Here is a 24,259-nt window from a genome sequence, read left to right on the forward strand (position 1 = left end):
CATTATTGTCGTTATTATTTTTAGCCATAATTATAATTTAACCATAAAAATGGCTGTAGGCAACAAAATTATTCCGCTTTGGCTTTGCTTTTGTCCTGCAGTTTTTCAAGTCCGGCATTCAAAAAAAGCTCATCCTGATACCAGTCAAGAATAAGAGAATAAAAAGCATCTTCGTAACCTTCACATTTTGCAAGAATTTTTACGACAGTACCGCTTTTTAAGCTTCCAGACGGAACACTGTCCATTAAAACCCATTTTCCTCGATAAGAAATAAAGAATTTTGTCTTTGAAGTAAGCGATTTTCCCTCAAAACGGTCGTAACTTTCTGTATGAACTTTTACAGGCCGGGTTGCATTTCGAAGGCTGTTAATTTTTAAGTTCAAATTTTCTTTTTCAACCTCAACTGTCTGCCACATTATGTAAGGACCGACTGCAATTTTGATTCTGTATTTTCCAGAACGCAGGTAAACAGGATAAGTTGAATAATTTTTTACGTTTTTTGAATTATTTTGAGAGTTCTGAGTAAAAATCCGGCGACTTCCGTTTATTTCCGGAATTTCTTTTCCGTCATCTGCAAAAAAGAATGCACGCAAAGGAAGGTCGGAGTCCACAGACGAAGCAACGGGGATTTCCATATTCAAAACAACGCTCTTATACCAATGCCGTAAAACAGTTTTGTGAACATAACCACGACTCCAAACAAAGCCAAAAAGAACACAGACGGCAAGTCCAGACAAAACTCCACAGACGATTTTTTTGAATTTTTTGTCACGCTGTTCAAACGAAGGAATTGCAAACTGTCTTGTTGTAAGGACAGTCTGCGCAAGGGCGATTCTTATTTTGTGAGTATCGTAATGAGAAAGATATTTTTTTACGATTTTGAGAACTGCGTCTATCGACTGAAATCTTCTTGAAGGATTTGCCTTGAGCATTTTTTTTATCATTCTGGCAATTACAGGGGGAATACTTCTGTCAATTTTCCGTGGATTTACGTATTTTCCTTTGCGGATTTTTTCCAAAGTTTCTGCATTTAAGGTTGAAGGAAATGGTTTTGTTCCAGTAAGCATTTCGTAAAGCATTACGCCCATCGAATAAATGTCCGCCCTTCTGTCTGCGCTTCTGCTGTCTGTAATCTGTTCTGGAGACATGTAAGCAGGAGTTCCCAAAGTTACGCCGTGGCTTGTCAATTCGCCCGTAATCTGGGTGGTTGAAGTTTCTGCAACCGTTTTTCCAGAACTGTCAGCGACACTTTCGTTTTTCTGGGACGATTCATTTTCGCTTTCGGTTGAGGCAATTCCAAAATCTGCAAGCTTTACTTCCGCTCTTTTTGAAATGAGAATATTTCCAGGCTTAATGTCGCGATGAACAATTCCCCTTACATGAGCAAATTTCAAGGCAAGACAGGCATCCTGAAAAATCAAAAGCGCAAGTTCTGTTCCGAGAGCAACCTGTTTTTCGAGAACCTGAGCGAGTGAAAGCCCTTCGACAAATTCTTCGACAATATAATGGCTTGAACCTTCAACAAAATAGTCAAAAAGATGGACGATGTAAGGACTTTGCATATCGAGCAAAATCTGAGCTTCGCGTTTAAATCGTTCGCGGACAATTTTATTGTTTCGGATTGTAAGTTTTTTTAAGATTACAAGTCTTTTTAACGAAGGATGAACGGCTTTATAAACCGCTCCCATTCCGCCTTTTGCAACCAGTCCTAGAATTTTGTATTTTCCGATACTTTCAGGAATTTTTTCTGCCATAAAACTTACGCTCCCATAAAAAGTCAAGATTAAAACTTTAGTTCTAAATTTCTACATCCACTCTCAAAATATCAGTTTCCGGATTAAATTTTCTATCTGGTTTGACAACAGCAATATTTTCTTCATCCGGGTTATGAATCTGCACATATTTTCCATTCTGCCTTAGTTCGTATTTGTTTTTTACAGGCCTGTGACCGCCAATCCACACGGCATTTTCGCAGTTTTTTCCAAGAAGATTTTTTATGCTTTCGGAAACGCTGTCTTTTTTTGCCTCACCGTTTGCCGTCCAGGTAAGCGCAAGCGTTACTTCAGGAAATTTTCTGTAATTTATGATTTTTGACCGAGTCAATTCAAAAAATGGTTCGGCATGGCTTATGACAAGATTTGGAAAAACCGCACATAGCGGCAAAGCGTGCTCAAGGCAGCTTAAAATATAAATGACAGCATCGTCGTATTGTTCTGCCATAAACTGATAGAACATTTCTCCTTCCGCGGCCATTTTATAAAAAGGATGATTACCTCGACCTTCTTCGTTCAGAATATTTTCGTGATTTCCTTTTAAACAGTGAAAATTTTCCGAACATGAAAGTTTTAATTTTAAAATCATCTGCAAAACTTTCAGGTTTTCCAGCATTTCCTGATTCATCGCCTCGCTTTTTATTACGCCACGGTTAAATTCGGCAAATGCTTCTTTCCAGCGCTCATAACAACGCAGTTCTGAATGAAAAATGTCTCCAACGCAGACAAGGTAAATCAGTTTTTTTTGGCAAGCTTCCAAAATGCTCATTTTTTCGGAAATTAAGCAAACTTCGTTTTCTTGCCCTGATTTTTTTTCAGAAGCAGAGGTTTTATTTAGATCTTCCAATTCAATTTTAAAATTCAGAATGTGCCACAAAAAATATTCGCGTGCATGAATGTCTGGAATTACGACAACAGGCTTTTTTTCTTTTCCGAATTTTTTTTCTGAGCAAAAATCCAAAAGCCCCCCGGAAAAATTTTCGCCATATTTTTCTTTCGGGCGGTAAAGTGAATTTTCATTCTCCAAAAGATTTAAAGCATTCTCAAGAAGATGCCTAAAACCATCATACTCAGGAAAATTTTCGGAGCGGTAAATATTAAAAAGTTCAGTTTTTAAATCCACGGACAGCCCTTTTTGGCAATTTTTTACGCCAAAACAAGATTTACAGAACCGACTGTAATCCTGTCTCCCGGATTCAATTTAACGTACTTGTCATTTGGAATGCGTCTTCCGTTAATAAAAGTTCCGTTTGTAGAATTTTCGTCCTTTATAAAAAAAACATCCTTGATTTTTTGAATCGAAGCATGCAAACGGCTGGCAAGCTTGTTGTCAATTACGATATTACAATCTGGAGAACGACCGATTGTCATTTTGGCAACCAGATTGATTTTCTTTTTGTTAAACATTAAATACGAAACCTGACTGGAATCAGCAATTTTTTCCAAATGCTGACCGACAGGCGAACTAGTTACAATTGTAGTATCCTGCATGAATAAAATTATACAACCAAACTAAAAAACTGTAAAATCAAAATTAAGCGCAAATTTATTTAATCTGAAAAATCACCTGGAAGAGGGGCGGTTACGGTTATTATTTTTTTTGTTACTGGATGCGGAAAACTAAGGCTTACTGCATGCAACATAATTCTCTTATAAGGTTTTCCGCCGTATAACTCGTCTCCCAAAATCGGACAGTCGAGGCTTGCTAAATGAACGCGGATCTGATGAGTGCGTCCTGTAAGAGGTTTGCAATAATACAAAAAAAAGCGGGAATTTGCCTTAAAAAACTCAAATTCCGTGCGGCTTTTTAAGCCCCCTTTTACTTCGGGAAGTTTTCCCCATTTTGCGCTTTGACCTTTCGGGCTTATTCTACCCATTGGAAAATCAACTGTAATTTTTTTTGAGGCAGGTTCTTTTAAAATGGCAGCAACGTAAGTTTTTTTTGCGGTATGCTGCTCAAACATGTCGTGGCAGGCAGCATTTGATTCGCGTTTTTTGGTAAAGAGAATTATGCCGGAAGTGTCGCGGTCAAGACGGTGCATTATGCCACAATAAGGTGGATTTTTTGCATTCGGATTTTGAATTTTTTGTCTTGCAAAAAGATAGCGAACGACAGCCGCGTGAAGATTATCTCGAGTTTCGACCATGGATTTTTCAGTCGGAAAATGCGATGGCTTGTTCACTACGATTATGTATTCGTCCTCAAAAAGAACATTTTTTTCTGTAAGCTCAAATTTTATGTCGTCAGGCTGTTTTTCGTAAAAAAGTCTTTCCTCGTCGACAGAAACAAAGACGGAAGATTTTGCAAAAACCGTAAAAGAAGGCAGAAAAACTTGTTTTTGATTTACGCTTACCGCTCCTGCAACAATTAGACGACGGATTTTTGAATTGGAAATTTCTGTTTTTAAAAGCAAAGGAAGATTTTGACGCAAAAGTTCATCGAGGCGAATTTTTTTTTCGGAAAGGATTTTAAAAGTTTTCATTTTTATATATTTTTCGGGCAAGGGATGGGAGCCGCGCCAAAGGCGTTGAAACGGCAGTTTTTTAACTGGCGTTTTAATGAAGCGAACAGCGCAACGGCGTACAGCCCGTTTTTTGTGGCTCAGCCACAAAAATGACCCCAATTTTTTTGTATAATTATGAAAAAAAAGCTGTAAAAAATCAATCGACGCGTTTTTTTGAGTTTTTTGCAAGAATCATTCCAGCTAAAAACGCTGTAAACGGAGCTGTCGCTGCAAGTCCAAAACTTCCTGCGACAGTGTTTATTATTTCGGCGGCGACCTGATTGTTATTCAAAATATTGTAAAGAGGCGTTCCCTGCGCCATAAAAGTCATTAAAAGCGCAAGACAGGTTCCGGAATATGCAAGAAGAAGAGTTGTCGTCATAGTTCCCATTGCGGCCCGTGCAACTGCAAGACCAGATTTTATCGCTTCGAGACGACTGATTGACGGACATTTTTTTACAACTTCGTTGACGGCAGATGTTATATCGACCGCAAGATCCATAACTGAACCGCTCGCTCCAATGCAAATGCTGCTCATAAAGATTTTTGTAAGGTTTAGATACTGAAATCCTGAATACAAAAGGCTTTCCGAATGGGCCATGACCGCACCGTGAAGTTTTAGAGTTTTTGTGCACACAATCGAAAGAACTGCGCAAAAAACGATTCCAAGCATAGCTCCACTGGCAGCAGAAAAAAGACGGCGGTCAAAACCGTAGACGAGCGCAATTATAACGAGCGTTAAAAATGCGGTTCCTAAAAGCCCCGTAAGCATTGGATCAAAACCTTTTAGATAAAGCGGAACAATGATTTTCCAAAGCGCAAGGACTGTAAGAATAAAAGAAAGGACAGAGCGAACTCCTGTTGCTCCTGCAAAAACTATTAGGAATACAGAAAACGCAAGAGCAAGGATAAGTTCGCCTCGAAGGCGGAAGTGATCGATAAGATTGACCGAAATTATCTGCTCACTTCCCTTTTCTGGATTTTTTAAGTCGGAAAATTCCCACTGAACGAGAGCCTGAGCCGTGTCTCCCGTCTGGAAGATTTTGTCTTGAGAAAGAGAGCCGTTGAGCATATTCCAGCCTTCTGCAATTCTTCCTTTAAATCTTCCAGATAAGAAGCGGACAGTGCACACCTGCTGTCCAGTGCGAATAAGTCCAGTATCAATAAAACGGCTGTTGTCAACTTCGATTATTTTTGCACGGCATTTTACGGCATCCTTAAACTGCAAGGCTCCTTCAAAACCCGTAGGAATAAAAAGCATAGCCACAATGCACGCAAGCGAAACAATAACAGAAACTGTTGAACGTGATAATCTGGACATTTTTTTAATTTCCTTATCTATTTTTATTTAATTCTGAACTACTGGTACGTTTGTCTAATCCTGAACTACTTTTGTCAAAGCAGCCATTTTTTTGTAGATGTCGGTGTTATCGTAATATCCGCCGAATTCGTTCTGACCTGCGCCAAGTGCGAAAACTGGAACTGGAAGACCTGTGTGCGAATAAGAGGTGAATCCGATTCCACTCTTATTGTTCAAAATGTGTGTGATTGTTACAGAAAGCGGTTCATAAGTTCCGTAAAGCTCGTATTCGCGCTGATCGCGGTTCTTGTCGCCAGACATTGTTTTTGAGTATGCATCCTTAAGTCTTGAATATTCGTAATCTGTAAGCACGAGTCCACCGTTTTTGCTGCTTCCCTCCGAACCAGGAACTTTAAGTCCAAACAATTCAGTTACGTCTTTCATTACATCGTCAAAAGCAGTGTTGTTTTTCTTGTAATTTGAAACAAAGTCAGAATCGTATTTTGCATATGAGATTTTCTGGTTTTTGAGCGTATTGAAGAACAAGTTGTAGTCCGTTCCGGCAAATCCAATTGTAAGTCCACCAGTTTCGTGGTCAGCAGTTACTAGAATGAGAGTTTCTCTAGGATGCTTGTTGTAAAAGTCGATCGCTTCTTTTACGGCGTCAGAAAGAGCTACAGTGTCGGCAATTGTTGAACGGGCATCGTTTGCGTGGCAAGCCCAGTCGATTTTTCCGCCTTCAATTTCCATAAAAAAGCCTTTTTTGTTGTCGAGAACTTCAATTCCCTTTTTTACGTAATCGCGGAGCGTCCATTCGCCTTTTTGAGCGTCCTGAGCATAGTTCATCGAGTCTGAATCTGCAAGTTTTTCTGCAATTACAAGAGCCTTGTCTCCGTTTTTGAGAGATGAAGCATCTTTTTGTGTAAAGCAAACTTTATATCCGGCTTTTTGAGCAAGAGAATAAATTGATTCCTTGTCATTTTTTTTGTCCTGAGGTTCCATCAAGGCTCCGCCAGCAAAATAGTCGAAGTTTGAAGCGACAAGTTCAAGTCCAATCGGATAGTTTGACTTTCTGCTTGCCTGATGAGCGTAAGAAGCCGCTGGAGTTGCGTGGTTTAGGTTTACGCTTGTAATTACACCGATTTTCCAGTTTTTTTGATCACGAAGTTGTTCTGCAATCGTACGGAATTTCTGTTTTTTTGTAATGTCAACATTGATAGAACTAGAATGCGTTTTTTTTCCAGTAAGGATTGATGTTGCGGTTGAAGCGGAATCTGGCGCAAAAGATGTCGCATCGTAAGTCTGGGCACTTCCTGCAACTGGGAAATTCATAAAGCTCAGATTTTTGCCATAAGGTGAATCTTTTGGATTTTCTGATTTTTTAACAGTGTCAACAATTCCTGCTGCGTCTTTTCCAAGGTAATATGCAGAACTCTGAATCTGAGGATAGCTCATTCCGTCGCCAATGAACAAAAAGACGTATTTAGGAGTTCCCTTTCCAGTAGGATTTACCTGAATCTGCTGAGCATCTACTTTTGAAGTAAATGCCATTGCAGCAAACATTGCCGCTCCTACTGCAAGTTTCATCATTCCACGAAAACTTTCCTGTGAAATTTCTTTTCTTTTCATCATTTTTATTTGTACCTCCAAATGGTTTAACGAAAAGATAAAACCCAATTGTTATAAAATGATGAAAAAAATATGAGATAAATGTAAAAAATCGGCTCAGTTTTTAGCGGCTAATTCCGTTTTTCCTTTTCCATGCAGGAAAGTCGGTCGAAATCAGTCTTTCCATAGAAGAAGTTGTATATCCGTAGCCGTTGCGTCTTTCGACAGAAAGAAAATTAAAGTCTTCGACATACTTACATCCGCGGTCGCACCAAACAGGTTTTAAGACAGAAGGATAAGTTCCTGAGATAGGTTTTCTTGCACCAGTCTCAACGTCAAAAGAAGAATCCAGTGCATAAAAACGCGCCCACAAGTCTGGAGCAGACGGCTCATCAACTAGAACCTGCTCATAATCGTAATAGCGTCCGTTCAAAACTTCAGCCTTGAGTGTTTTTCTTACAAGTTTTTTGCCATGAATGCGAATTTCTGGTCTGTCAAAAAATTCGCAGGCAGAAATAATTGCATTTTGAATTTCAGGCGAAGGATTTTCAATTTTCATCAAAAACTTAACCACATTTTTAGATTCCGTTGAACAGATTGAAGGCGGTTCAAATTTCCTCGCCCAAACAGGAGCATAATTTTCGTAACTGTGCTGCTGGCACCAAGCCGTAAGAATTTTAGAGCCGTCGTCCAAAGTAACCGAAATCTGAGTTTTTAAGATACATTCAATTCCGCGAAGATACGCATTTTGAGCATGGTCGCGAGTTTCTTCATCAACAAAAGCATAAAGTTCCCGATTTTGAACAACCTCGTTCAAAAAAGTAAGAACGTCCGCCATTACATCGTCGTTAAAAGTTATAGCAAAAACGTCCGCTCCGGTAAAACCTCCAGTCTTAGGTTCCTGCGCATTCAAAATCCACAAAATTCCGCGTTTTGCGCATTCTGCGTAGCGCTTTTCAGGAATCTGCAGGTAAACATTTGCAAGATAACGAATTTGAGAAAAAATATTGCGGTTGTCCGTCGTGCTTCCGTGAGATTCGGTTTTAAGATTAAAAGTGACAGGTTTGAGCCTGCTGTTTTTTTCTTGAAGAACTTTAAGTTCTTCCAAAGTAAAAATCCGCTGATAATCAAGGTTTTTTGCCCAGCCGCCGTCAGGATTCTGCAAAAAGACCATATTTTCGGCAATGCCAGCAATCTGAGCTTCGTCATAAAGCCTGTAAGGAGGAACAGAATTTTTGTAAATGTAGCGAGCGTGATTAAAACCGTCAGAAAACTCTTTCAGCGAAACAGGCGAATACATTTTTTGAGTAAAATTCTCAAATTCCGCCTGTCTGACACTAGAATTCTCATCCTCAATTTTTTCTACATAAGAAGTCTGACAGCCCAAAACAAAAAAAACAGCAAAAAAAGCCAAAAAAGAAAGTTTGATCTTCATAATAGAAAAATTATAGCACAGAAAACTAAAATTATAAAAATTCAGAAGCACAATTTGCGCTCAAACGAAATTGAAGTTTTTCCAAAAAACTTAGCCCGGATCGTCACGGAAAGACCGGACTGAGCACGGCGAAGGAGGACTTGCAGTAAGAGCCGGCTAGACGGCAGATTGTGCTCCAAAAATAAAAAACGTCCCGAAAAAAAATCTCAGGACGTTCGTTGTTAAAAATTATTACTCTGTCGGGCGTTTTTTAAGGCTTTTGCTTTCTGCAATCGCGCGACCTTCGCCAACACTCTGTTCCATCATTGCGCGCACTTTAAGAGGCAAGCCGAACAAGGTAATAAAGCCCTGTGCGTCCTTGTGGTCGTAAAGTTCGCCTGTTGTAAATGAAGCGATATTTTCGTTGTAAAGGCTGTATTTTGAATCTGAACCTGCGGCGCGGATCATTCCCTTTACGAGTTTTACTTTTGTCCAGCCTGTGACAGTCTGCTGAGTTGAATCAACAAATGCCATCAAAGCGTCGTACAACGGTGTAAATACTTTTCCGTCGTAGATAAGTTCTGCAAGGCGGAGTGCAACCTGCTGCTTGTAGTGGTAAGTATCGCGGTCAAGGCAGATATGATCCATCATTCTGTGAGCAAAGTAGAGAACTGTTCCGGCCGGTGTTTCGTAAACTCCGCGGCTCTTCATTCCAACACAGCGGTTTTCGCAGATGTCGGCAATTCCAACTCCGTTTCTTCCGGCAATTTTGTTGAGCTCAAGCATAAGTTCAAGACCGTTCATTTTTTTGCCGTTCAAGCTTACAGGAATTCCTTTTTCCCATTCGATTGTAACGTATTCGCCGTCGCCCGCTTCTTCTGGAACAACTGTATTTTTGAGCATGTGCTTGTAGTTAGGCTCATTTGAAGTTTTTTCAAGTTCAAGGCCTTCGTGGCTGATGTGCCAGATGTTTTCGTCGCGGGAATATGACTGGTCTTTTTTCATTGGAACTTCAAGTCCGCGATCTTCCAAAAATTTGATTTCTGCTTCGCGGCTGTCCATATTCCATTTTGGATCGCGCCAAGCGGCAATAACCTTCAGGTCTGGAGCAAAAGCCTTGATTGCAAGTTCAAAACGAACCTGATCATTTCCTTTTCCTGTCGCACCGTGACAAATTGCTACAGCACCTTCCTGTCTTGCATATTCAACAAGAATTTTTCCAATTAAAGGACGAGCAGTTGAAGTTCCCAAGAGATATTCGTCTTCGTAAACAGCATTTGCTTTGAGAGCCGGCCAAATGTATTCTTCAACATATTCCTGACGGGCATCTACAACATAGCAGGCAGAAGCACCAGTTTTGAGTGCACGAGCCTTAATGTGTTCCCAGTCATCGCACTGACCAACATCAATACACACAGCGATAACATCGTAGTCATAATTTTCTTTAAGCCAAGGAATGATAACCGTTGTATCCAATCCACCAGAATAAGCAAGAACAACCTTATCTTTTGCCATTTTATTTCTCCCGTCCGTACAAAAATTTGCACGGTAAACTGTATATTTATACAAAATACTCTAGTGTTTTATGCAACTTTATGCAATAGAAACGAAAAACTCAGACATATAAAGGCAAAAGTTTTTCGAGAATTTTTTCAATTATTTTAAAACTTTCGGGAGTCAGACTCAAAAAATTGTCGTATTCAGTATGAAAAAGTCGCCAGGTTAAAGGCATTTTTTCGCGGTATTTAAAGGCAAAATCCGCATTTTCGCTGAGTTTTGCGTTCATAACCGTTTTTTCAAGATTTTTGTCTTTCATAAGTTCAAGACAATACAAAGACGCCTCTTCTTTCGGAAGCATAGTAATCGCTACGGCAGGAATTCCGCAGGCCAAAAAACCAGCATTGTCGCTGTAAGGAACTGGCAAAGTCATCCATTTTTGAGGACTAACTTCTTTTAAAATATTTTGAGTTCTCTCAAAAAGCGAAACAAAGCGTTTTGCAAAAGATCTGTTTTTTTTGAAGTTCATTAAAACATCAAGTCCAGCCCTTGCAAGAACAGGAACTGTTCCTCGTCCGACTGAATCAAAGACAAAAACATCATCGTTTTCAATTCCGAGTTTTTTAAAAAGCTCTGCCAGAGCAAAAGAGCCCTGCTCGCTCACGCCGCCTTCTCCGAGTTCTTCTCCATCTGTAAAAAACATGCGGATATTCAAAACTTTGCCTTTTAAAGCCAATCCGTTCACTTTTACGGCAAAATCCGCCAAAGCAAAATTTGCAGAACTGTTGTCATTTGCTCCAGGACTTCCAGAAACAATGTCGTAATGAGAAATAAGCGTTTTTATTTTAAATTGTGGATTATATGAATTTGAAGGGAAATTTACATAAATGTGCTTTTTTCCTGCCAGATAAATTACAGAAGTCTGCACGCCACGGTCAGACAAGTATTTTCTCAAAAAAGAAAGCCTGTCTGTATCTAGGGCAAGGTAAGCTTCGTAATCTTCCGGCAAAAAATTCATTTTTAGTTGTTAAGCGAAGAAAGAGGAACTGGATTTGGACTTGTCGTCGCATTGTCCAGTTTTGAAAATTCTTCAAGCAGCTCCTTTTGTTTTGAAGAAAGCCGTGAAGGAACCTGAACCAAAATTTTTATGTAGAGGTCGCCTTTTCGGCTTGTATTGAAAACAGGAACACCTTCGTTTTTTATGCGCAGAAGTTTTCCGTTCTGAGTTCCAGCCGGCAATTTAAATTCAATCTTTTTTCCGTCCAAAGTCGTAATAAAAATCGTTTCGCCAAGAGCCGCCTGAACCATTGTAACAGGAACAGCGCAGTAAAGATCTTGACCGCTTCGCTCAAAATAAGTGTGCGGTTCAACATGAAGAACAACAATCAAATCGCCGGCAGGTCCACCGTTTTTTCCGGCATCGCCTTCTCCGTGGATTGCAATTCTTTTTCCGTCATCAACTCCAGCAGGAATTGTAAGGGTTACACGTTTTGATTTTTCCTGAACTCCGCTTCCACGGCAAGAACTGCAAGGTTTGTCAATTACAGTTCCAGCGCCATGACAGGTAGGACAAGTTTGCTGAACAGCAAAAAAACCAGCCTGTCTTCTTATCTGACCGCTTCCACCGCAAGCTGTACAGGTTTTTCTACTTCCACCAGCAGCCGCCCCGGAACCATGACAGTCAGGACAGGCTTCGTTGTGGGCAAATTTTATCTCGGCCTTAGTTCCGTAAACTGCATCCTTAAAGGAAATATCCAGATCGTAGCGCAGACTCTGTCCCTGCTCAGGAGCATTTGGATTTCTCGCTCTTGAAGAAGAGCGTCCACCACCAAAAATTCCTTCAAAAATATCGCTAAAACCGCCACCCATTCCGCCGAACAGGTCAGAAAAATCATGGAATGCATGGCTACCGGTAAATCCGCCGGCACCACCAAATCCAGAACTTCCGTCTAATCCTGCAAAGCCGTACTGATCATAAATCGGACGTTTTTTATCATCAGAAAGAACTTCGTAGGCTTCGGTTGCTTCCTTGAATTTTTCCTCTGCTTCTTTATTTCCAGGGTTTCTGTCTGGATGATATTTTATAGCAAGTTTTCGATATGCTTTTTTAATTTCATCAGCAGAAGCACCTTTTTGTACGCCTAATACTTCGTAATAATCACGTTTTGCAGCCATTTTTCTAAACCTTTTTAAAAGAACAAATCAGCCCTGTCAAAATGACACCGGCTGATTCATTTTCGAGCTGTCTATTTAATATTGTTTTAACAGCCTTATTTTGCAAGAAGGCTTCAAAAACTAAAAGTCTTCAAAGCCTCCATTCATTTTATTTTTATTTGTCGTCGTGAACTTCGTAAGCTACGTCGTCAGCAGTTCCTTTATCAAAACCGCTCTTGTTTGCACCAGCATCTCCACTAGCATTTGCACCTGCATCGCTTCCTGGATTAGCGCCAGCAGCACCCTGAGCACCGCTTGCACCCTGTTGTTTGTAAACTTCCTCAGCAATTTTGTAAGAAGCCTGTTTCAAAGCCTCAGTTTTTGACTTGATTTCTTCAGTGTTTCCACCTTCAACAGCCTTTTTAAGTTCAGCAACAGCGTCTTCAACTTTCTGCTTTTCAGCACCGTCTACCTTGTCGCCCAAATCTTTGAGTGTTTTTTCAGTAGCGTAAATCAAGCTATCAGCTTCGTTTTTAACGTCAACTGCTTCTCGCTGTTTTTTATCTTCGTCAGCATGAGCCTCGGCGTCTTTTACCATGCGTTCGATTTCTTCCTTGCTCAAGCCTGAAGAAGAAGTAATCTGAATATGCTGTTCCTTGCCTGTTCCCATATCCTTTGCAGAAACGTGAACAATGCCGTTTGCATCAATATCAAATGTAACTTCAATCTGTGGAACACCACGAGGAGCGGCTGGAATACCAACAAGGTCAAAGTTTCCAAGAGTTTTGTTTTCTGCAGCCATTTCGCGTTCACCCTGCAATACGTGAATTGTAACGGCAGTCTGACCATCAGCAGCTGTAGAGAAAATCTGACTCTTCTTTGTAGGAATTGTAGTATTTCTTGGAATGAGTTTTGTCATAACTCCACCCATTGTTTCAATACCAAGAGAAAGAGGTGTTACATCGAGAAGAAGAACATCCTTTACATCGCCTGCAAGAACACCACCCTGAATAGCAGCACCCATAGATACGGCTTCGTCCGGGTTAATTCCCTTCAATGGCTCTTTTCCGAAGAAGTTCTTTACAACTTCCTGGAATTTTGGCATACGAGAAGAACCACCAATCAAAAGAACTTCATCAATCTGATCTTTTGTATATCCAGAATCTTTAAGCGCGTTCTGACAAGGAATCAAAACTCTGTCCCAAAGGCTCTGTGTCATTCTTTCAAATTCTGCACGTGTCAAAGTTTTCTGAAGGTGCTTTGGACCTGTAGCATCCGCAGTAATAAACGGCAAGTTAACGTCTGTCGTTGTCTGGTTAGAAAGAGCGATTTTTGCCTGTTCAGAAGCGTCCTTAATACGCTGCATAGCCATTGGATCTTTTGTAAGGTCGATTCCTGTATCAGCCTTAAATGAATTTACAAGCCAGTCAGCAATAGCATTGTCCCAGTCAGCGCCACCAAGGTGAGTATCACCGTTAGTAGACTTTACTTCAAATACGCCGTCAGCCATATCAAGAATTGTAACATCGAGAGTACCACCGCCTTCATCGATTACTGCAAGAACTTTTTCCTTGTTTTTATCTTCTTTAAGACCAAAAGCAAGGGCAGCGGCAGTAGGTTCGTTGATGATACGTTTTACGTTAAGACCGGCAATAGTTCCGGCATCTTTTGTAGCCTGACGCTGAGCATCATTAAAGTAAGCAGGAACTGTGATTACAGCATCTGTTACAGTTTCGCCAAGATAATCTTCAGCAGTTTTCTTCATTTTCTGCAAAATGAATGCAGAAATTTCCTGAGGAGTATATTCCTTCTGCTGACCGTTATCTGTTACAACAACGGCAACATTTTCGCCTTTCTGAACGATTCCATAAGGAACACGTTTTACTTCGTCCTTAAGATCGCCGTAATGTTTACCAATAAGACGTTTTACTTCATAAACTGTATTTTTAGGATTTGTAATAGCCTGGTTTTTTGCAGCCTGACCTACAATGCGCTCACCCTTTGCAGTAAAACCAACGATTGAAGGAGTAATTCTTCCGCCTTCTGAATTCTGAATGACAGTTGCCTGTCCGTTTTCCATAACTGATACTTCTGAAGTTGTAGTACCAAGGTCAATACCAATAATCTTTCCCATATTAAGCCTCCGAAAAACCAATTCCGCTTTTTATATTTATTTTCTTCAAAAACCAACGGAATCAGTTTTTGAAATTATTTACAATTTTAGTTTTAAGCCTTTGGCTTTATAACCATCACCTTTGCATGACGGATTACTCTGTCCTTAAGCTTGTAGCCTTTAAGGTAAACCTGTAAAAGCTGCTCTTTTTTAACATCACCTTCCTGCATTCCAATTGCTTCGTGAAGTTCAGGATCAAAATCATCACCTTCTTTTCCAAAAGCAACCAGATTGTATTTGTTTTCGAGCATGCTTACGAGCGATTTGTTTGTAAGTTTAATGCCGTCAACAATCGGTTTTGCTTCCTTTACGTCTTTTGCCGCATCAAGAGTACGATCAAAATTATCAAGACTGTCAAGAAGATCGCTCAAAAGACTTTCATTTGCGTATGCAACAGCATCCTCTTTCTGCTGCAACATACGTTTGCGCCAGTTGTCGTTTTCGGCAGCCTTGTAAAGGGCATCTTTTTTCATCTGCTCAATCTGCGCTTCAAGCTCTGCAATGCGCTCTTCCGAAGTCTTTACAGCAGGCTCGTCATTTTTCTGCTCAGAAGTTTTTGATTCTTCTGACTGAGAACCTTTTTCTTCAGTTTTTTCAGCGTCCTGCGCTTTGTGTTCATTCTGATTTTCAGCAGAATTTTCTTCTGCTTTATGATTTTTCTTATCCATACTTAAAAATTAACAATTTCAAGGTTCAATCGTCAACAAAAAAATACGTTTTTTAGAATAATTTTAACAATACTTAAAATCTGGACCATCGCTTCCCATAAAAACCCTTACGCGACTGTATTCCATAAACGCATTGTCAAAAAAAGACTGCACGTTCATAGCCTGGCCGCTCAAAACTTCATCGGGATTATAAGACATTTCGACAATACTCTCCTCTCCTTCTCCAAAACACCGGCTCAAAGCTCCGTTCAAACGCACAATATTGCTCACAACCTCAAAAAGCTGACCTTTGTTTTTTTCTTCATATTTGAATTTTAAAAATTCAAGCTGCATTTTTTCAATTTCTGAATGCAAGCCAGCGATTTTTTCAATTCCATTTTCAAGCCCGTAATTATTCAACTTTTGCCATTCAAAAAAATCTTCAAAAAATTTTACAGGCTCGATTTTTAAAGGAGCAAGAACCGCCAAAAACCACGTTACAGCCCGACCGTACGAATAAAAAACGCTGGCAGAACGGGCAATATTTTCAGAACGCCTTATATCCTGCGTCGAAAAAGTAGATGTCGGCTTTGCTTCAATTTTTTTTCTGTCCGAAATTTCAGCTTCAAGCTGCGGAAAATCAATGTGATTCGGATACAAACTCACCGAAAAATTAAGTCTGTCAAAAAAAGATTTTAATTTATCGCCTTCATGAAAGGCAAAACTCAGGTCAAAACCAAAGACAAGTCCCAGAGTATTGAGCATTTGCGCACGCCTGGCAAAAAATTTCTTGTCAAAAAGAAAATTTCCGCCTTTATTTTCGCCATCAAGAACAATATCAAGAGAACAATTCAATTCGGCACACGCCTTACAAACATCCATATCAAGAATTTTCGCATCAACAGGAAGAGTAACAAACAAATCCGGCGCATTTTTTCTGACCGCCTGCAAAAATTTCAAAAGCCGTCCCTTGTGTCCCAAAATTTCAGAATCCTGCAAGGTAAATTCCGTAATTCCCTTTTCAGAAAAGGACGCAAGAGAAGATTCAAGCTGCTGCGAATTAAAAGTAAAAGTTTTTTCCATAAAAATGTCTTTTTAAACTGGCACTTCGGCTAAAGCCGCCGCTATGTCCGGGGTTCACTAACGTTCATTGCCGTGCAAAAGCCCGGCAACGCTTTGCGCCCCTACCAGCGCTAGTGCAAAAATTCACCTAAAGCAGAAAAATTCCGTGTTCACCACAGTCTTTTCTCATCTGCTCAGGCCATATGCTTACCTGAGTTTCGCCAATATGAGCTTTTCTCAAAAAGAACATGCACAAACGGCTCTGACCGATTCCACCGCCCATAGTCTGGGCAAGTTCACCATCCAAAAGACGTCTATGAAATTCAAGCTTGCTGCGCTCAAGACAGCCACGTTCTTCAAGCTGAGCCTTAAGCGACTCAGGAGAAACACGGATTCCCATAGAAGAAAGCTCGTAAGAATTCTTCAAAACAGGGTTCCAGACGAGCAAATCACCGTTCAAACCGCGGTGTCCATCTCCAGTTTCCGTAATCCAGTCGTCATAGTCAGGAGCACGACCGTCGTGAATTGTTCCGTCAGGTAATTTTCCGCCAATTCCAATCAGGAACACAGCACCATATTCCTGACAAATTTTATTTTCGCGTTCTTTCGGAGTTAAAGCCGGATACATTTTCTGCAAATCATCAGCAAAAACAAAATGAATCTGTTCAGGCAAAATTGGTTCAATCATATCGTATCTGTCGTAAATAAAAAATTCAGTGTGTTTAAGACAGTCATAAATTTTTCTTACAGTCTGCTTCAAATACATAACGTTGCGGTTTTCTTCGGTAATCGCAGCGCACCAGTCCCATTGATCTACGTACAGAGAATGAATATTGTCCATTTCTTCGTCAGCTCGAATTGCGTTCATATCCGTATAAATACCAAAACCTGGCTCAAGCCCCATCGAGGTAACTTTTACGCGCTTCCATTTTGCAAGAGAATGAACTATTTCCATCTGAGCGTCGCCCATGTCTTTTACAGGAAATTTTACGGCACGCTCAATGCCGTTCAAATCATCATTCAAACCTTTTCCACTTTCAACAAAAAGAGGCGCCGTAACACGAGTTAAATTAAGGGCGGTAGAAAGCTGGAGCTGAAAAAAATCTTTTATCAAAACAATGGCATGCTCGGTTTCCTTTTCGCCAAGCAGAGATTTATAACCTTCCGGAAAAATTAAATTAGACATTACAAATTCCTTGCGCAAAAACGCATTTTCAATCTTATTGAATTTTTTGTTTTTAGAAAATACCAATCACAGATATGTCCGTTTTTCTTCTATATTTTGAAAATTCGTGCTATTATTCACGCATTATGGCAAAAAACTCAAAATCACGAAAAAAACGAAATTCCAGATTCAATAAAATTGTTACGGCAGTAATTTTTATTGTCGCTCTCGGCATTTTTCTTTACGAAAAAGTTCCTCAAGTAAGAAACTTTGCAGATCCAAAAATCGAAAAGGCAAAGACTGCAATTTCAAAATTTCTTCCGGCAGAACCTCAGAGCCAAGAAGATCAAAATCCACCGTCAAAAAATAAAGCCACGGACAAAACTTCTCCAGCCTCAGACGGTTTTATTTTTCTTTCTCAAAATCTGGCAGAACCACGCTGCGCAGGAACAGACAAAATCGTCAAAGACCACGAACATCGCGCCTACGAATATTATTCACTGTGCTACCGCGAAAGTTACGAACAGGCAGAATGGAGCGCCTACTGCCTTACAGACAAGCATCTCGTAAAAAACGCCAGCCGCTCGGATGACTTCCGGGCCGACCCGAAAATTTCAACAGGATCTGCAACTCCAGACGACTACAAAAAAACAGGCTACGACCGCGGACACCTTTCTCCTGCAGCCGACTTCGCCTTCGACAAAACAGCCATGAGCGAAACTTTCTACATGACAAACATGAGCCCTCAGACAGGAAGTTTTAACCGCGGAATTTGGAAAGACCTCGAATCCTCAGTCAGAAACTGGGCAAAAAAATTTGGACAAGTCTATGTCGTTTCAGGTCCAATACTCGAAAAAAACGCTGACAGCTACAAATCAATCGGCACAAATAAGGTAAGCGTTCCCGAATATTACTACAAAGTCATATTGGCACCGCTCTACGAAGACGAAAACGACAAAAACACACCAGACGACGCAAAAAACATTGCAACAATCGGATTCATTTTTCCAAACCAAAAATGCACAGACACAATCTTTAATTATGCCGTAACTGTCGCAGAAGTGGAAAAACGCACAGGAATCGACTTTTTCTATGAACTCGAAGACACGGCCGAAAAAGCGGCAGAGTCAGTCTTTGACAAAAGTATCTGGGAATAAAACTGCAAGTTTTTTCTTGTCGTTTACACTTGTTTCAAAATTCACTATATTATAAATATTACATTTAATCTAATTAGAGGTCCTACAATGGCAGATGTTTATGACACATTCCGTGACATTGGTATTATTCCAGTAGTCGCAATCGAAGACGCTTCAAAAGCAGCAGATTTGGCACACGCTCTCGTAAAGGGCGGACTTCCTGCATCAGAAGTTACATTCCGCACAGCATGCGCAGCAGAAGCTATCGAAGCTATGATTAAAGCTGAACCAGACATGCTCGTTGGAGCAGGAACTGTTCTCAACATTGAACAGGCAGAACGTGCTGTAAAAGCTGGAGCAAAATTCATCGTTTCTCCAGGATACAACCCAGAAGTTGTTGATTGGTGTATCGCTCACAACGTTCCAACAATGCCTGGAATTTCAAACCCATCAGAAATCACTGCTTGTATCAACAAAGGCGTTACACATCTTAAACTTTTCCCTGCAGAACGCAAGGGCGGATACAAAATCATCGACGACTTCGGTGGTCCTTTCCCACAGTGCACATTCATGCCAACTGGTGGCGTAAACACAGAAAACGTATCTGAATATGCAAAACGCAAGAACATTCTCTGCATGGGCGGAACCTGGATGGTTAAAAAACCATTGATCGAAGGCGGAAAATGGGACGAAATTACCCAGATCTGTAAAGACGCAGTAAAAGCAATGCACAACTTCCACATTGACCACATGGGTATCAACGCAAAGAACGAAGCAGAAGCAAAAGAAATTGCAGCACAGTTCGAACTCTTCGGATTCGCTTCAAAATTCGGCAACTCTTCAATCTTCGCTTCAGAACAGGTTGAAATCATGAAAGAAAACGGACGCGGAACAAACGGCCACATTTCAATGGTTTGCAACAACGTAGAACGTGCACTTGCTTACCTCAAAAAGTTCGGCTTCAACCCAGTAGCAGGAACAGAAAAATGGACAGGCAAAGAAAACGCTTCTCCACTCAAGGTTGTTTACCTCGACAAAGAAGTAGGCGGATTTGCAATCCACTTAAAAAGAGCATAAGTTTTTCACAAAAAACATATGACAAAACTCAGGAACTAGTTTTCTGACTTAAAAAAGAGAAGTGCTAAAAAATCAGTGCTTCTCTTTTTTTATTTTAAAGGAGCATAACACAACCACAAACCAGCTTCTGCACAGTTCCGCTTACGCTCTATTCGAAAGCCGGAAAAGTTTTCCGCCAAAAAGCAGAGAAACTTACAGAATATGACGCAAGGGATTGCTAACAAAAAAGCGTCGAACTGCAAAATAAAACAATTTTATTTCAAAAAAAATAAGCGGTTTTGAGTACTCAAAACCGCTTATTTTTAAGTTAATTGAATTTGTTTAGGAAAATTATTCTTCAACAACTTCTGCTTCAGCATATGTATTTGCATAGTGCCAAGAAGCTTTCATTGTTTTTCCAGCAAAAACATTTACATATACAGCGGCTGCTTTCTGTGGAATTTTTTTATCAGCAGCAAGATTTGGATAAATATCAGTTTTTGGAATTTTTATAGTTTTAACTGGAGTTGATGTTGCAAGAGCAGCCTTTTCAACTTTTCCTTTATAAATTTTTACAACGTAATCTGCATTATCCTTGCCGTTTACATCAACAGTAAGAACATACTTTCCCTCAACTTCACAGTCAGCAAGATTTATAGACATAGTTCCAAGTTTAAGATATTCTGTTTCTATTGCTGTATTTTCAGTAAGTTTTGTTCCAAAATTATCTGCCTGAATATCAGTTACATTTGTGTAATGAGATACATAAGGCTTAGCAATTCCTGAAGTACCGAGGTTAAAACCTACAATACAAAGCGTACGAGGATCTTTTACTGCACGATTTGGATTTGTTTCAAGATCAAAAATATATCCAATAGTGCCTTCTCCTGTTGAGTTTTTGTCAATAGTAATTTGGCAAAGACCACCAAGATGGTTATTAAATGTAGAGTGATATGCTCTGTACATCGCAGATGAGTTATTTGTAAAATTAATTGAATAATCGTTATTGCTACCAGTAATAGCATTTTCATCATCATCATCTTCTTCTGCAGCGCAAGAAACAACAGCCATTGAAGCAGCTAACATTGCAATCACAGAGAATGTCTTAAGAATTTTCTTTGAAAGTTTCATTTTAATCTCCTTTCGTTCTGTTTTTTACAGATACGATATTACTAATATAACCCAACAATGCCAAAATTTCCATTATGAGTGTTTTTTCTGTTTAATTTCTAACAGTTTTTTTAATTATTGTGCGAATTCTGGAATTTTTAGAGAACTCAGCAATCCTTTGCAGCCTTTTTCCACATCGTTCCAAGTGGCGTCGAAATTTCCTGTGTACCAGGGATCTGCTACATCGCGGGAAAGTCCGGCATATTCAAGCAGTTTGTGGCATTTATTTTCTTTGTCGCCTGCAAACTTCCGCTCAAGGTCGCCCAGGTTTTCTTCGTCCATTGCGATTATTAAATCATAAAAGCCATAATCTTCCTGAGTTATAAGCCGGGCGCGATGATCCGTAAAAGGAACATTTTTTTCTTTTAATTTTAAAACTGTTCCGCGGTGAATCGGATTTCCGATTTCGTCTGTACGACAGGCTGCGCTTTCGATAAAAAATTCTTTTTCAAGACCAGAATTTTTTACAAGGTTTTTCATAAACATTTCTGCCATTGGCGAACGGCAGATGTTTCCGTGGCAAACAAATAATATTTTTAGCATAAAGATGATTCTATACAAAAAAAATAAAAAAATCCAAATCATAAAAAAAAGAAAATAACTTGCGTTTTATACGGAAAAAACTAGCCCCGGCTGGAATGGCGGCAAAGCCGTTCCGAAGCACAGCGAAGGAATAAAACCATGCAAGACGGGCTTGTGCACTAATTGCGCTCCAAATTTTTTATAAAAAACTCTGACAGTTTTTGCGTTTTATGCTAGACTTTTTTTATGAAAAAACTTTTTTTGGGAATCAGTTTTTGCATTTGAAGAAAGCCAGGGAGAAGCTTTTTCTGGAGAAATCAAGAAAAATATAAATAGTTAATTTTATGATAAAGCGTTCAGGTTATGCGGATTTACCGTTGCACACGGGAACTGTTCCAAAATGGCTTGCCGACAGAATGATGAGGCTCGGCACGCTGATTATAGAAGCCCTTGTCTTAAAATATGGAAAAAAAGAAGTTTTAATCAGACTAAGCGATCCGTTATGGTTTCAAAGTCTGGGCGCTGTTTTGGGAATGGACTGGCATTCTTCTGGAATTACAACAAGCGTAATGTATGCCTTAAAACGCGGACTAAACCGGCGTGCAAAAGAACTTGGAATTGTCGTCTGCGGTGGACGAGGAAAATACAGCAGACGCACGCCAGAAGAACTTCAAATTCTTGCCGACATGACAGGAATGGACGGAAACAAACTCATAAACTGCTCCCGGCTTGCTGCAAAAGTCGACGGAACCGCACTTCAGGACGGTTTTCAGCTTTACCAGCATAATTTTATTTTGAGCGACCAAGGCGACTGGACAGTAGTGCAGCAAGGAATGAACATAAACGAAAAAAAAGCGCGCCGCTACCACTGGTCATCGGAAAAACTCAAAAGCTTTGTCGAAAATCCGCATACTGGCGTAACTGGCGAAAATCAGGGACTGATTTTAAATCTGACCGACATAAACGCTTCTTCCACACGCTCCAAAATTTTGACTCTGACACAGGAAAATCCAGACCGCATAATTCGCGAAGTAAAAAAAATGGGCGGTAGCGAAAGCCTTCAGCTTGAACTCTTTGATGATGCGGAAAAAAATAAAAATCCGCCTTCAAATCAAAGTAATCTTTCCAACGAATGGCAAAAAACGCAAATTCTCATAAAAAACGACAGAAACCTCGTTATGCCATCTCATCACGAAATCCGCGCGGAAGATGTAGATTTAAAACGGCTCGGAGCAGTCCTTGCCACAGCTTACGAAAGCGAAAATACAGATTTTGAAAGCCTTCTCTTAACACCTGGACTTGGTCCTAGAACTTTGCAGAGCCTTACTCTTGTAAGCGAAGTAATTTACGGAACTCCAAGCCGCTTTACAGATCCAGCAAGATTTAGTTTTGCACATGGAGGAAAAGACGGCCATCCTTTTCCTGTCACTACCAAAATTTACGACGAAAGCATCCGTATCCTAGGAGAATCAATAGAAGAAAGCAAGATGGGCTATTCAGAAAAAAGTGAATGCCTTTATCGCCTTGAAAAAACCGCCCGCTATGTCGAAGAAAACTGCGAACCAGAAGCCGATTTCGACGCGCTAATCGCACACGAACGCGAACACTCAAAAGAATGGGGCGGAAGAACCTGCCACGACTGAATTTTTGTTTTCAAATCATCAGAAAATTCGACATAAAAAATAAAACGTCCGTAAAAAATCCGTTAAAAAAATATTTTCATTTTTTTTAATTGGTGATAAAGTCGAACTCACAAAAAAGCACTGTTCCGACTCAAAAAACAGCAATTTTACAGTTCTGCAACAAAAAGCCGTCTCAGTGTAATTCAAAAAACTGGAGGAATTATGAGCCTTACCGTAGATCCAAAAAAAATGCTGGAACTTGAATCTTTAATTTTTCAAAAATCAGGATTAAAAAAAGAAGAAGCCGACACAGTAGCAGACAACCTTGTTCAGGCAGAAATGCGCGGAATTCATTCGCACGGACTTATTCAGACAGAAAATTATTCAAAACTCATGCGCGCAAAAAAAATAAATCCTCATTCGCAAATAAAAATCGTTCAAGACGGACCGGGAACCACAGTTTTTGACGCAGACCACGCACCAGGTTCTGTCGCTGGAAAAATCGCAATGGCAAAAACAATTGAAAAAGCAAAAAAAAACGGAGTTGCAATCACAACAGTCCGCAACGCAACACATTTTGGCTTTGCCGCCTACTACGCCATGGACGCCCTGCCAGAAAATATGATTGGAATGGCATTTACCTCGACAGGACTTGCAGTAGCTCCATTCGGCGGATACGACAAGGTTTTAGGAACAAATCCAATTTGCGTCGCAGTTCCAGCAGGAAAAAAACGGCCAATCGTATTTGACGCAGCAACAAGCAACGTCGCCTTCAACAAAATATTTTTCGCCTACACAGAAGGAAAATCAATTCCTGACGACTGGGCTTTGACAAAAGACGGGAAAACAACAACAAATCCGGCGGACGTAATTACAGGAGGCGGACCTCAATTGCCGTTCGGAGGTTACAAAGGCTACGGACTTGATTTAATCGTCTTTATAATGACAACACTTTTGAGCGGGACTTCGGTTTTGGACGGTCAAGGCGACACAACAGCCGAATGCACCGACAAAATCGGCTACAACTTTGCAGCAATCGACATATCACGTTTTACGAACATCGAAAGTTTCAAGCAAAATATCGACATCACAATAGAACGCATAAAAACCTCTCAAAAACGCGAAGGTGTTCAGGAAATCTTTGTTCCTGGCGAAATCGAATACAACAATCACGAACGCCAAACAAAGGAAGGTCTTTTTATTTCAGACGGAATTGCAGGAAAAATCCGAGCAGCTCTTGAACAGACAGGAATTACAGCAAAACTCGAAGATATAGCAATATAAATTTATTTGGGTGGCACTGCTGCGGCAAAACCGCAGCAGCCGGGCTTTCGCGTTATAAAATTGCTATGCAATTTTTCCGTTCAGCCGTGCAAGCACGTCCGAACCGCTCCGCGGCTTCAATCCCTGCCACAAAGTGGCAGGACGTGTGCTTTAGCACACAGTTATATAATCTA

General features: G+C 40.2%; 20 protein-coding genes. 4 read left to right on the forward strand and 16 right to left on the reverse strand.

The window, feature by feature from the left end; genetic code table 11:
• Positions 1–68: 68 nt before the first annotated feature.
• The 14 genes from ACT6XC_RS02010 to asnA form a co-directional block, all read right to left on the reverse strand.
• Positions 69–1,754, reverse strand: coding sequence for a serine/threonine protein kinase (locus ACT6XC_RS02010; RefSeq protein WP_443740616.1), 1,686 nt, complete (start codon positions 1,752–1,754; stop codon positions 69–71).
• Positions 1,755–1,797: 43 nt separating this feature from the next.
• Positions 1,798–2,895, reverse strand: coding sequence for a hypothetical protein (locus ACT6XC_RS02015; protein ID WP_443740617.1), 1,098 nt, complete (start codon positions 2,893–2,895; stop codon positions 1,798–1,800).
• Between the two features lie 23 nt (positions 2,896–2,918).
• On the reverse strand, positions 2,919–3,263 hold the full coding sequence (locus ACT6XC_RS02020; protein WP_078929697.1) for an FHA domain-containing protein: 345 nt from the start codon (positions 3,261–3,263) through the stop codon (positions 2,919–2,921).
• 59 nt (positions 3,264–3,322) lie between these two features.
• Positions 3,323–4,255 (reverse strand): RluA family pseudouridine synthase, encoded by a 933-nt coding sequence (locus ACT6XC_RS02025; protein ID WP_443740618.1) that lies wholly within the window; start codon positions 4,253–4,255, stop codon positions 3,323–3,325.
• Between the two features lie 178 nt (positions 4,256–4,433).
• Positions 4,434–5,597 (reverse strand): YibE/F family protein, encoded by a 1,164-nt coding sequence (locus ACT6XC_RS02030; protein WP_443740619.1) that lies wholly within the window; start codon positions 5,595–5,597, stop codon positions 4,434–4,436.
• Positions 5,598–5,651: 54 nt separating this feature from the next.
• Positions 5,652–7,208, reverse strand: coding sequence for an alkaline phosphatase (locus ACT6XC_RS02035; protein ID WP_443737228.1), 1,557 nt, complete (start codon positions 7,206–7,208; stop codon positions 5,652–5,654).
• Between the two features lie 100 nt (positions 7,209–7,308).
• Positions 7,309–8,619, reverse strand: coding sequence for a pectate lyase (pelA, locus tag ACT6XC_RS02040; protein ID WP_443740620.1), 1,311 nt, complete (start codon positions 8,617–8,619; stop codon positions 7,309–7,311).
• A 231-nt stretch (positions 8,620–8,850) separates the two neighbouring features.
• The gene (locus ACT6XC_RS02045; RefSeq protein ID WP_273443442.1) at positions 8,851–10,113 is read right to left on the reverse strand and encodes an argininosuccinate synthase; all 1,263 of its coding nucleotides are present in this window, start codon (positions 10,111–10,113) and stop codon (positions 8,851–8,853) included.
• Positions 10,114–10,213: 100 nt separating this feature from the next.
• On the reverse strand, positions 10,214–11,113 hold the full coding sequence (locus ACT6XC_RS02050) for a M28 family peptidase (protein WP_443740621.1): 900 nt from the start codon (positions 11,111–11,113) through the stop codon (positions 10,214–10,216).
• A gap of 2 nt (positions 11,114–11,115) precedes the next feature.
• A complete protein-coding gene (gene dnaJ, locus ACT6XC_RS02055) occupies positions 11,116–12,270 on the reverse strand; it encodes a molecular chaperone DnaJ (protein ID WP_078929689.1) in 1,155 nt (384 codons plus the stop codon).
• Between the two features lie 154 nt (positions 12,271–12,424).
• A complete protein-coding gene (gene dnaK, locus ACT6XC_RS02060) occupies positions 12,425–14,383 on the reverse strand; it encodes a molecular chaperone DnaK (protein ID WP_443740622.1) in 1,959 nt (652 codons plus the stop codon).
• 92 nt (positions 14,384–14,475) lie between these two features.
• Positions 14,476–15,090 (reverse strand): nucleotide exchange factor GrpE, encoded by a 615-nt coding sequence (locus ACT6XC_RS02065; RefSeq protein ID WP_443737233.1) that lies wholly within the window; start codon positions 15,088–15,090, stop codon positions 14,476–14,478.
• Between the two features lie 63 nt (positions 15,091–15,153).
• Positions 15,154–16,152 carry a hypothetical protein gene (locus tag ACT6XC_RS02070; protein WP_443740623.1) on the reverse strand — a complete coding sequence of 333 codons (999 nt, stop codon included), beginning with the start codon at positions 16,150–16,152 and terminating at the stop codon, positions 15,154–15,156.
• Positions 16,153–16,279: 127 nt separating this feature from the next.
• Positions 16,280–17,317, reverse strand: coding sequence for an aspartate--ammonia ligase (asnA, locus tag ACT6XC_RS02075; RefSeq protein WP_443740624.1), 1,038 nt, complete (start codon positions 17,315–17,317; stop codon positions 16,280–16,282).
• A gap of 125 nt (positions 17,318–17,442) precedes the next feature.
• Here asnA and ACT6XC_RS02080 point away from each other — a divergent pair, with 125 nt between their 5' ends.
• Positions 17,443–18,453 carry a DNA/RNA non-specific endonuclease gene (locus tag ACT6XC_RS02080; RefSeq protein ID WP_443740625.1) on the forward strand — a complete coding sequence of 337 codons (1,011 nt, stop codon included), beginning with the start codon at positions 17,443–17,445 and terminating at the stop codon, positions 18,451–18,453.
• 87 nt (positions 18,454–18,540) lie between these two features.
• The gene (gene eda / locus ACT6XC_RS02085; RefSeq protein ID WP_443737237.1) at positions 18,541–19,509 is read left to right on the forward strand and encodes a bifunctional 4-hydroxy-2-oxoglutarate aldolase/2-dehydro-3-deoxy-phosphogluconate aldolase; all 969 of its coding nucleotides are present in this window, start codon (positions 18,541–18,543) and stop codon (positions 19,507–19,509) included.
• Positions 19,510–19,839: 330 nt separating this feature from the next.
• On the opposite strand, the gene ACT6XC_RS02090 is transcribed toward eda, so the two are convergent.
• A complete protein-coding gene (locus tag ACT6XC_RS02090; protein WP_443740626.1) occupies positions 19,840–20,619 on the reverse strand; it encodes a hypothetical protein in 780 nt (259 codons plus the stop codon).
• A gap of 114 nt (positions 20,620–20,733) precedes the next feature.
• Positions 20,734–21,201 carry a low molecular weight protein-tyrosine-phosphatase gene (locus ACT6XC_RS02095; RefSeq protein WP_443740627.1) on the reverse strand — a complete coding sequence of 156 codons (468 nt, stop codon included), beginning with the start codon at positions 21,199–21,201 and terminating at the stop codon, positions 20,734–20,736.
• 323 nt (positions 21,202–21,524) lie between these two features.
• Between ACT6XC_RS02095 and ACT6XC_RS02100 the strand changes: the two genes are divergently transcribed.
• Both ACT6XC_RS02100 and ACT6XC_RS02105 read left to right on the forward strand, forming a co-directional pair.
• Positions 21,525–22,823 (forward strand): DUF763 domain-containing protein, encoded by a 1,299-nt coding sequence (locus tag ACT6XC_RS02100; RefSeq protein ID WP_443737240.1) that lies wholly within the window; start codon positions 21,525–21,527, stop codon positions 22,821–22,823.
• Between the two features lie 201 nt (positions 22,824–23,024).
• Positions 23,025–24,086, forward strand: a complete 1,062-nt coding sequence (locus tag ACT6XC_RS02105; protein ID WP_443740628.1) for an Ldh family oxidoreductase — start codon at positions 23,025–23,027, stop codon at positions 24,084–24,086.
• Positions 24,087–24,259: the final 173 nt, after the last annotated feature.

Origin of the sequence: Treponema berlinense (assembly GCF_052273165.1) — a bacterium.
GTDB lineage: Bacteria > Spirochaetota > Spirochaetia > Treponematales > Treponemataceae > Treponema_D > Treponema_D berlinense_A.

Excerpts from the sequence above, each read along its gene's own strand:
- ACT6XC_RS02010 (WP_443740616.1), bottom strand. The coding sequence starts at position 1,754 with ATGGCAGAAAAAATTCCTGAAAGTATCGGAAAATACAAAATTCTAGGA.
- ACT6XC_RS02020 (WP_078929697.1), bottom strand. The coding sequence starts at position 3,263 with ATGCAGGATACTACAATTGTAACTAGTTCGCCTGTCGGTCAGCATTTG.
- ACT6XC_RS02025 (WP_443740618.1), bottom strand. The coding sequence starts at position 4,255 with ATGAAAACTTTTAAAATCCTTTCCGAAAAAAAAATTCGCCTCGATGAA.
- ACT6XC_RS02030 (WP_443740619.1), bottom strand. The coding sequence starts at position 5,597 with ATGTCCAGATTATCACGTTCAACAGTTTCTGTTATTGTTTCGCTTGCG.
- ACT6XC_RS02035 (WP_443737228.1), bottom strand. The coding sequence starts at position 7,208 with ATGATGAAAAGAAAAGAAATTTCACAGGAAAGTTTTCGTGGAATGATG.
- pelA (WP_443740620.1), bottom strand. The coding sequence starts at position 8,619 with ATGAAGATCAAACTTTCTTTTTTGGCTTTTTTTGCTGTTTTTTTTGTT.
- ACT6XC_RS02045 (WP_273443442.1), bottom strand. The coding sequence starts at position 10,113 with ATGGCAAAAGATAAGGTTGTTCTTGCTTATTCTGGTGGATTGGATACA.
- ACT6XC_RS02050 (WP_443740621.1), bottom strand. The coding sequence starts at position 11,113 with ATGAATTTTTTGCCGGAAGATTACGAAGCTTACCTTGCCCTAGATACA.
- dnaJ (WP_078929689.1), bottom strand. The coding sequence starts at position 12,270 with ATGGCTGCAAAACGTGATTATTACGAAGTATTAGGCGTACAAAAAGGT.
- dnaK (WP_443740622.1), bottom strand. The coding sequence starts at position 14,383 with ATGGGAAAGATTATTGGTATTGACCTTGGTACTACAACTTCAGAAGTA.
- ACT6XC_RS02065 (WP_443737233.1), bottom strand. The coding sequence starts at position 15,090 with ATGGATAAGAAAAATCATAAAGCAGAAGAAAATTCTGCTGAAAATCAG.
- ACT6XC_RS02070 (WP_443740623.1), bottom strand. The coding sequence starts at position 16,152 with ATGGAAAAAACTTTTACTTTTAATTCGCAGCAGCTTGAATCTTCTCTT.
- asnA (WP_443740624.1), bottom strand. The coding sequence starts at position 17,317 with ATGTCTAATTTAATTTTTCCGGAAGGTTATAAATCTCTGCTTGGCGAA.
- ACT6XC_RS02080 (WP_443740625.1), top strand. The coding sequence starts at position 17,443 with ATGGCAAAAAACTCAAAATCACGAAAAAAACGAAATTCCAGATTCAAT.
- eda (WP_443737237.1), top strand. The coding sequence starts at position 18,541 with ATGGCAGATGTTTATGACACATTCCGTGACATTGGTATTATTCCAGTA.
- ACT6XC_RS02090 (WP_443740626.1), bottom strand. The coding sequence starts at position 20,619 with ATGAAACTTTCAAAGAAAATTCTTAAGACATTCTCTGTGATTGCAATG.
- ACT6XC_RS02095 (WP_443740627.1), bottom strand. The coding sequence starts at position 21,201 with ATGCTAAAAATATTATTTGTTTGCCACGGAAACATCTGCCGTTCGCCA.
- ACT6XC_RS02100 (WP_443737240.1), top strand. The coding sequence starts at position 21,525 with ATGATAAAGCGTTCAGGTTATGCGGATTTACCGTTGCACACGGGAACT.
- ACT6XC_RS02105 (WP_443740628.1), top strand. The coding sequence starts at position 23,025 with ATGAGCCTTACCGTAGATCCAAAAAAAATGCTGGAACTTGAATCTTTA.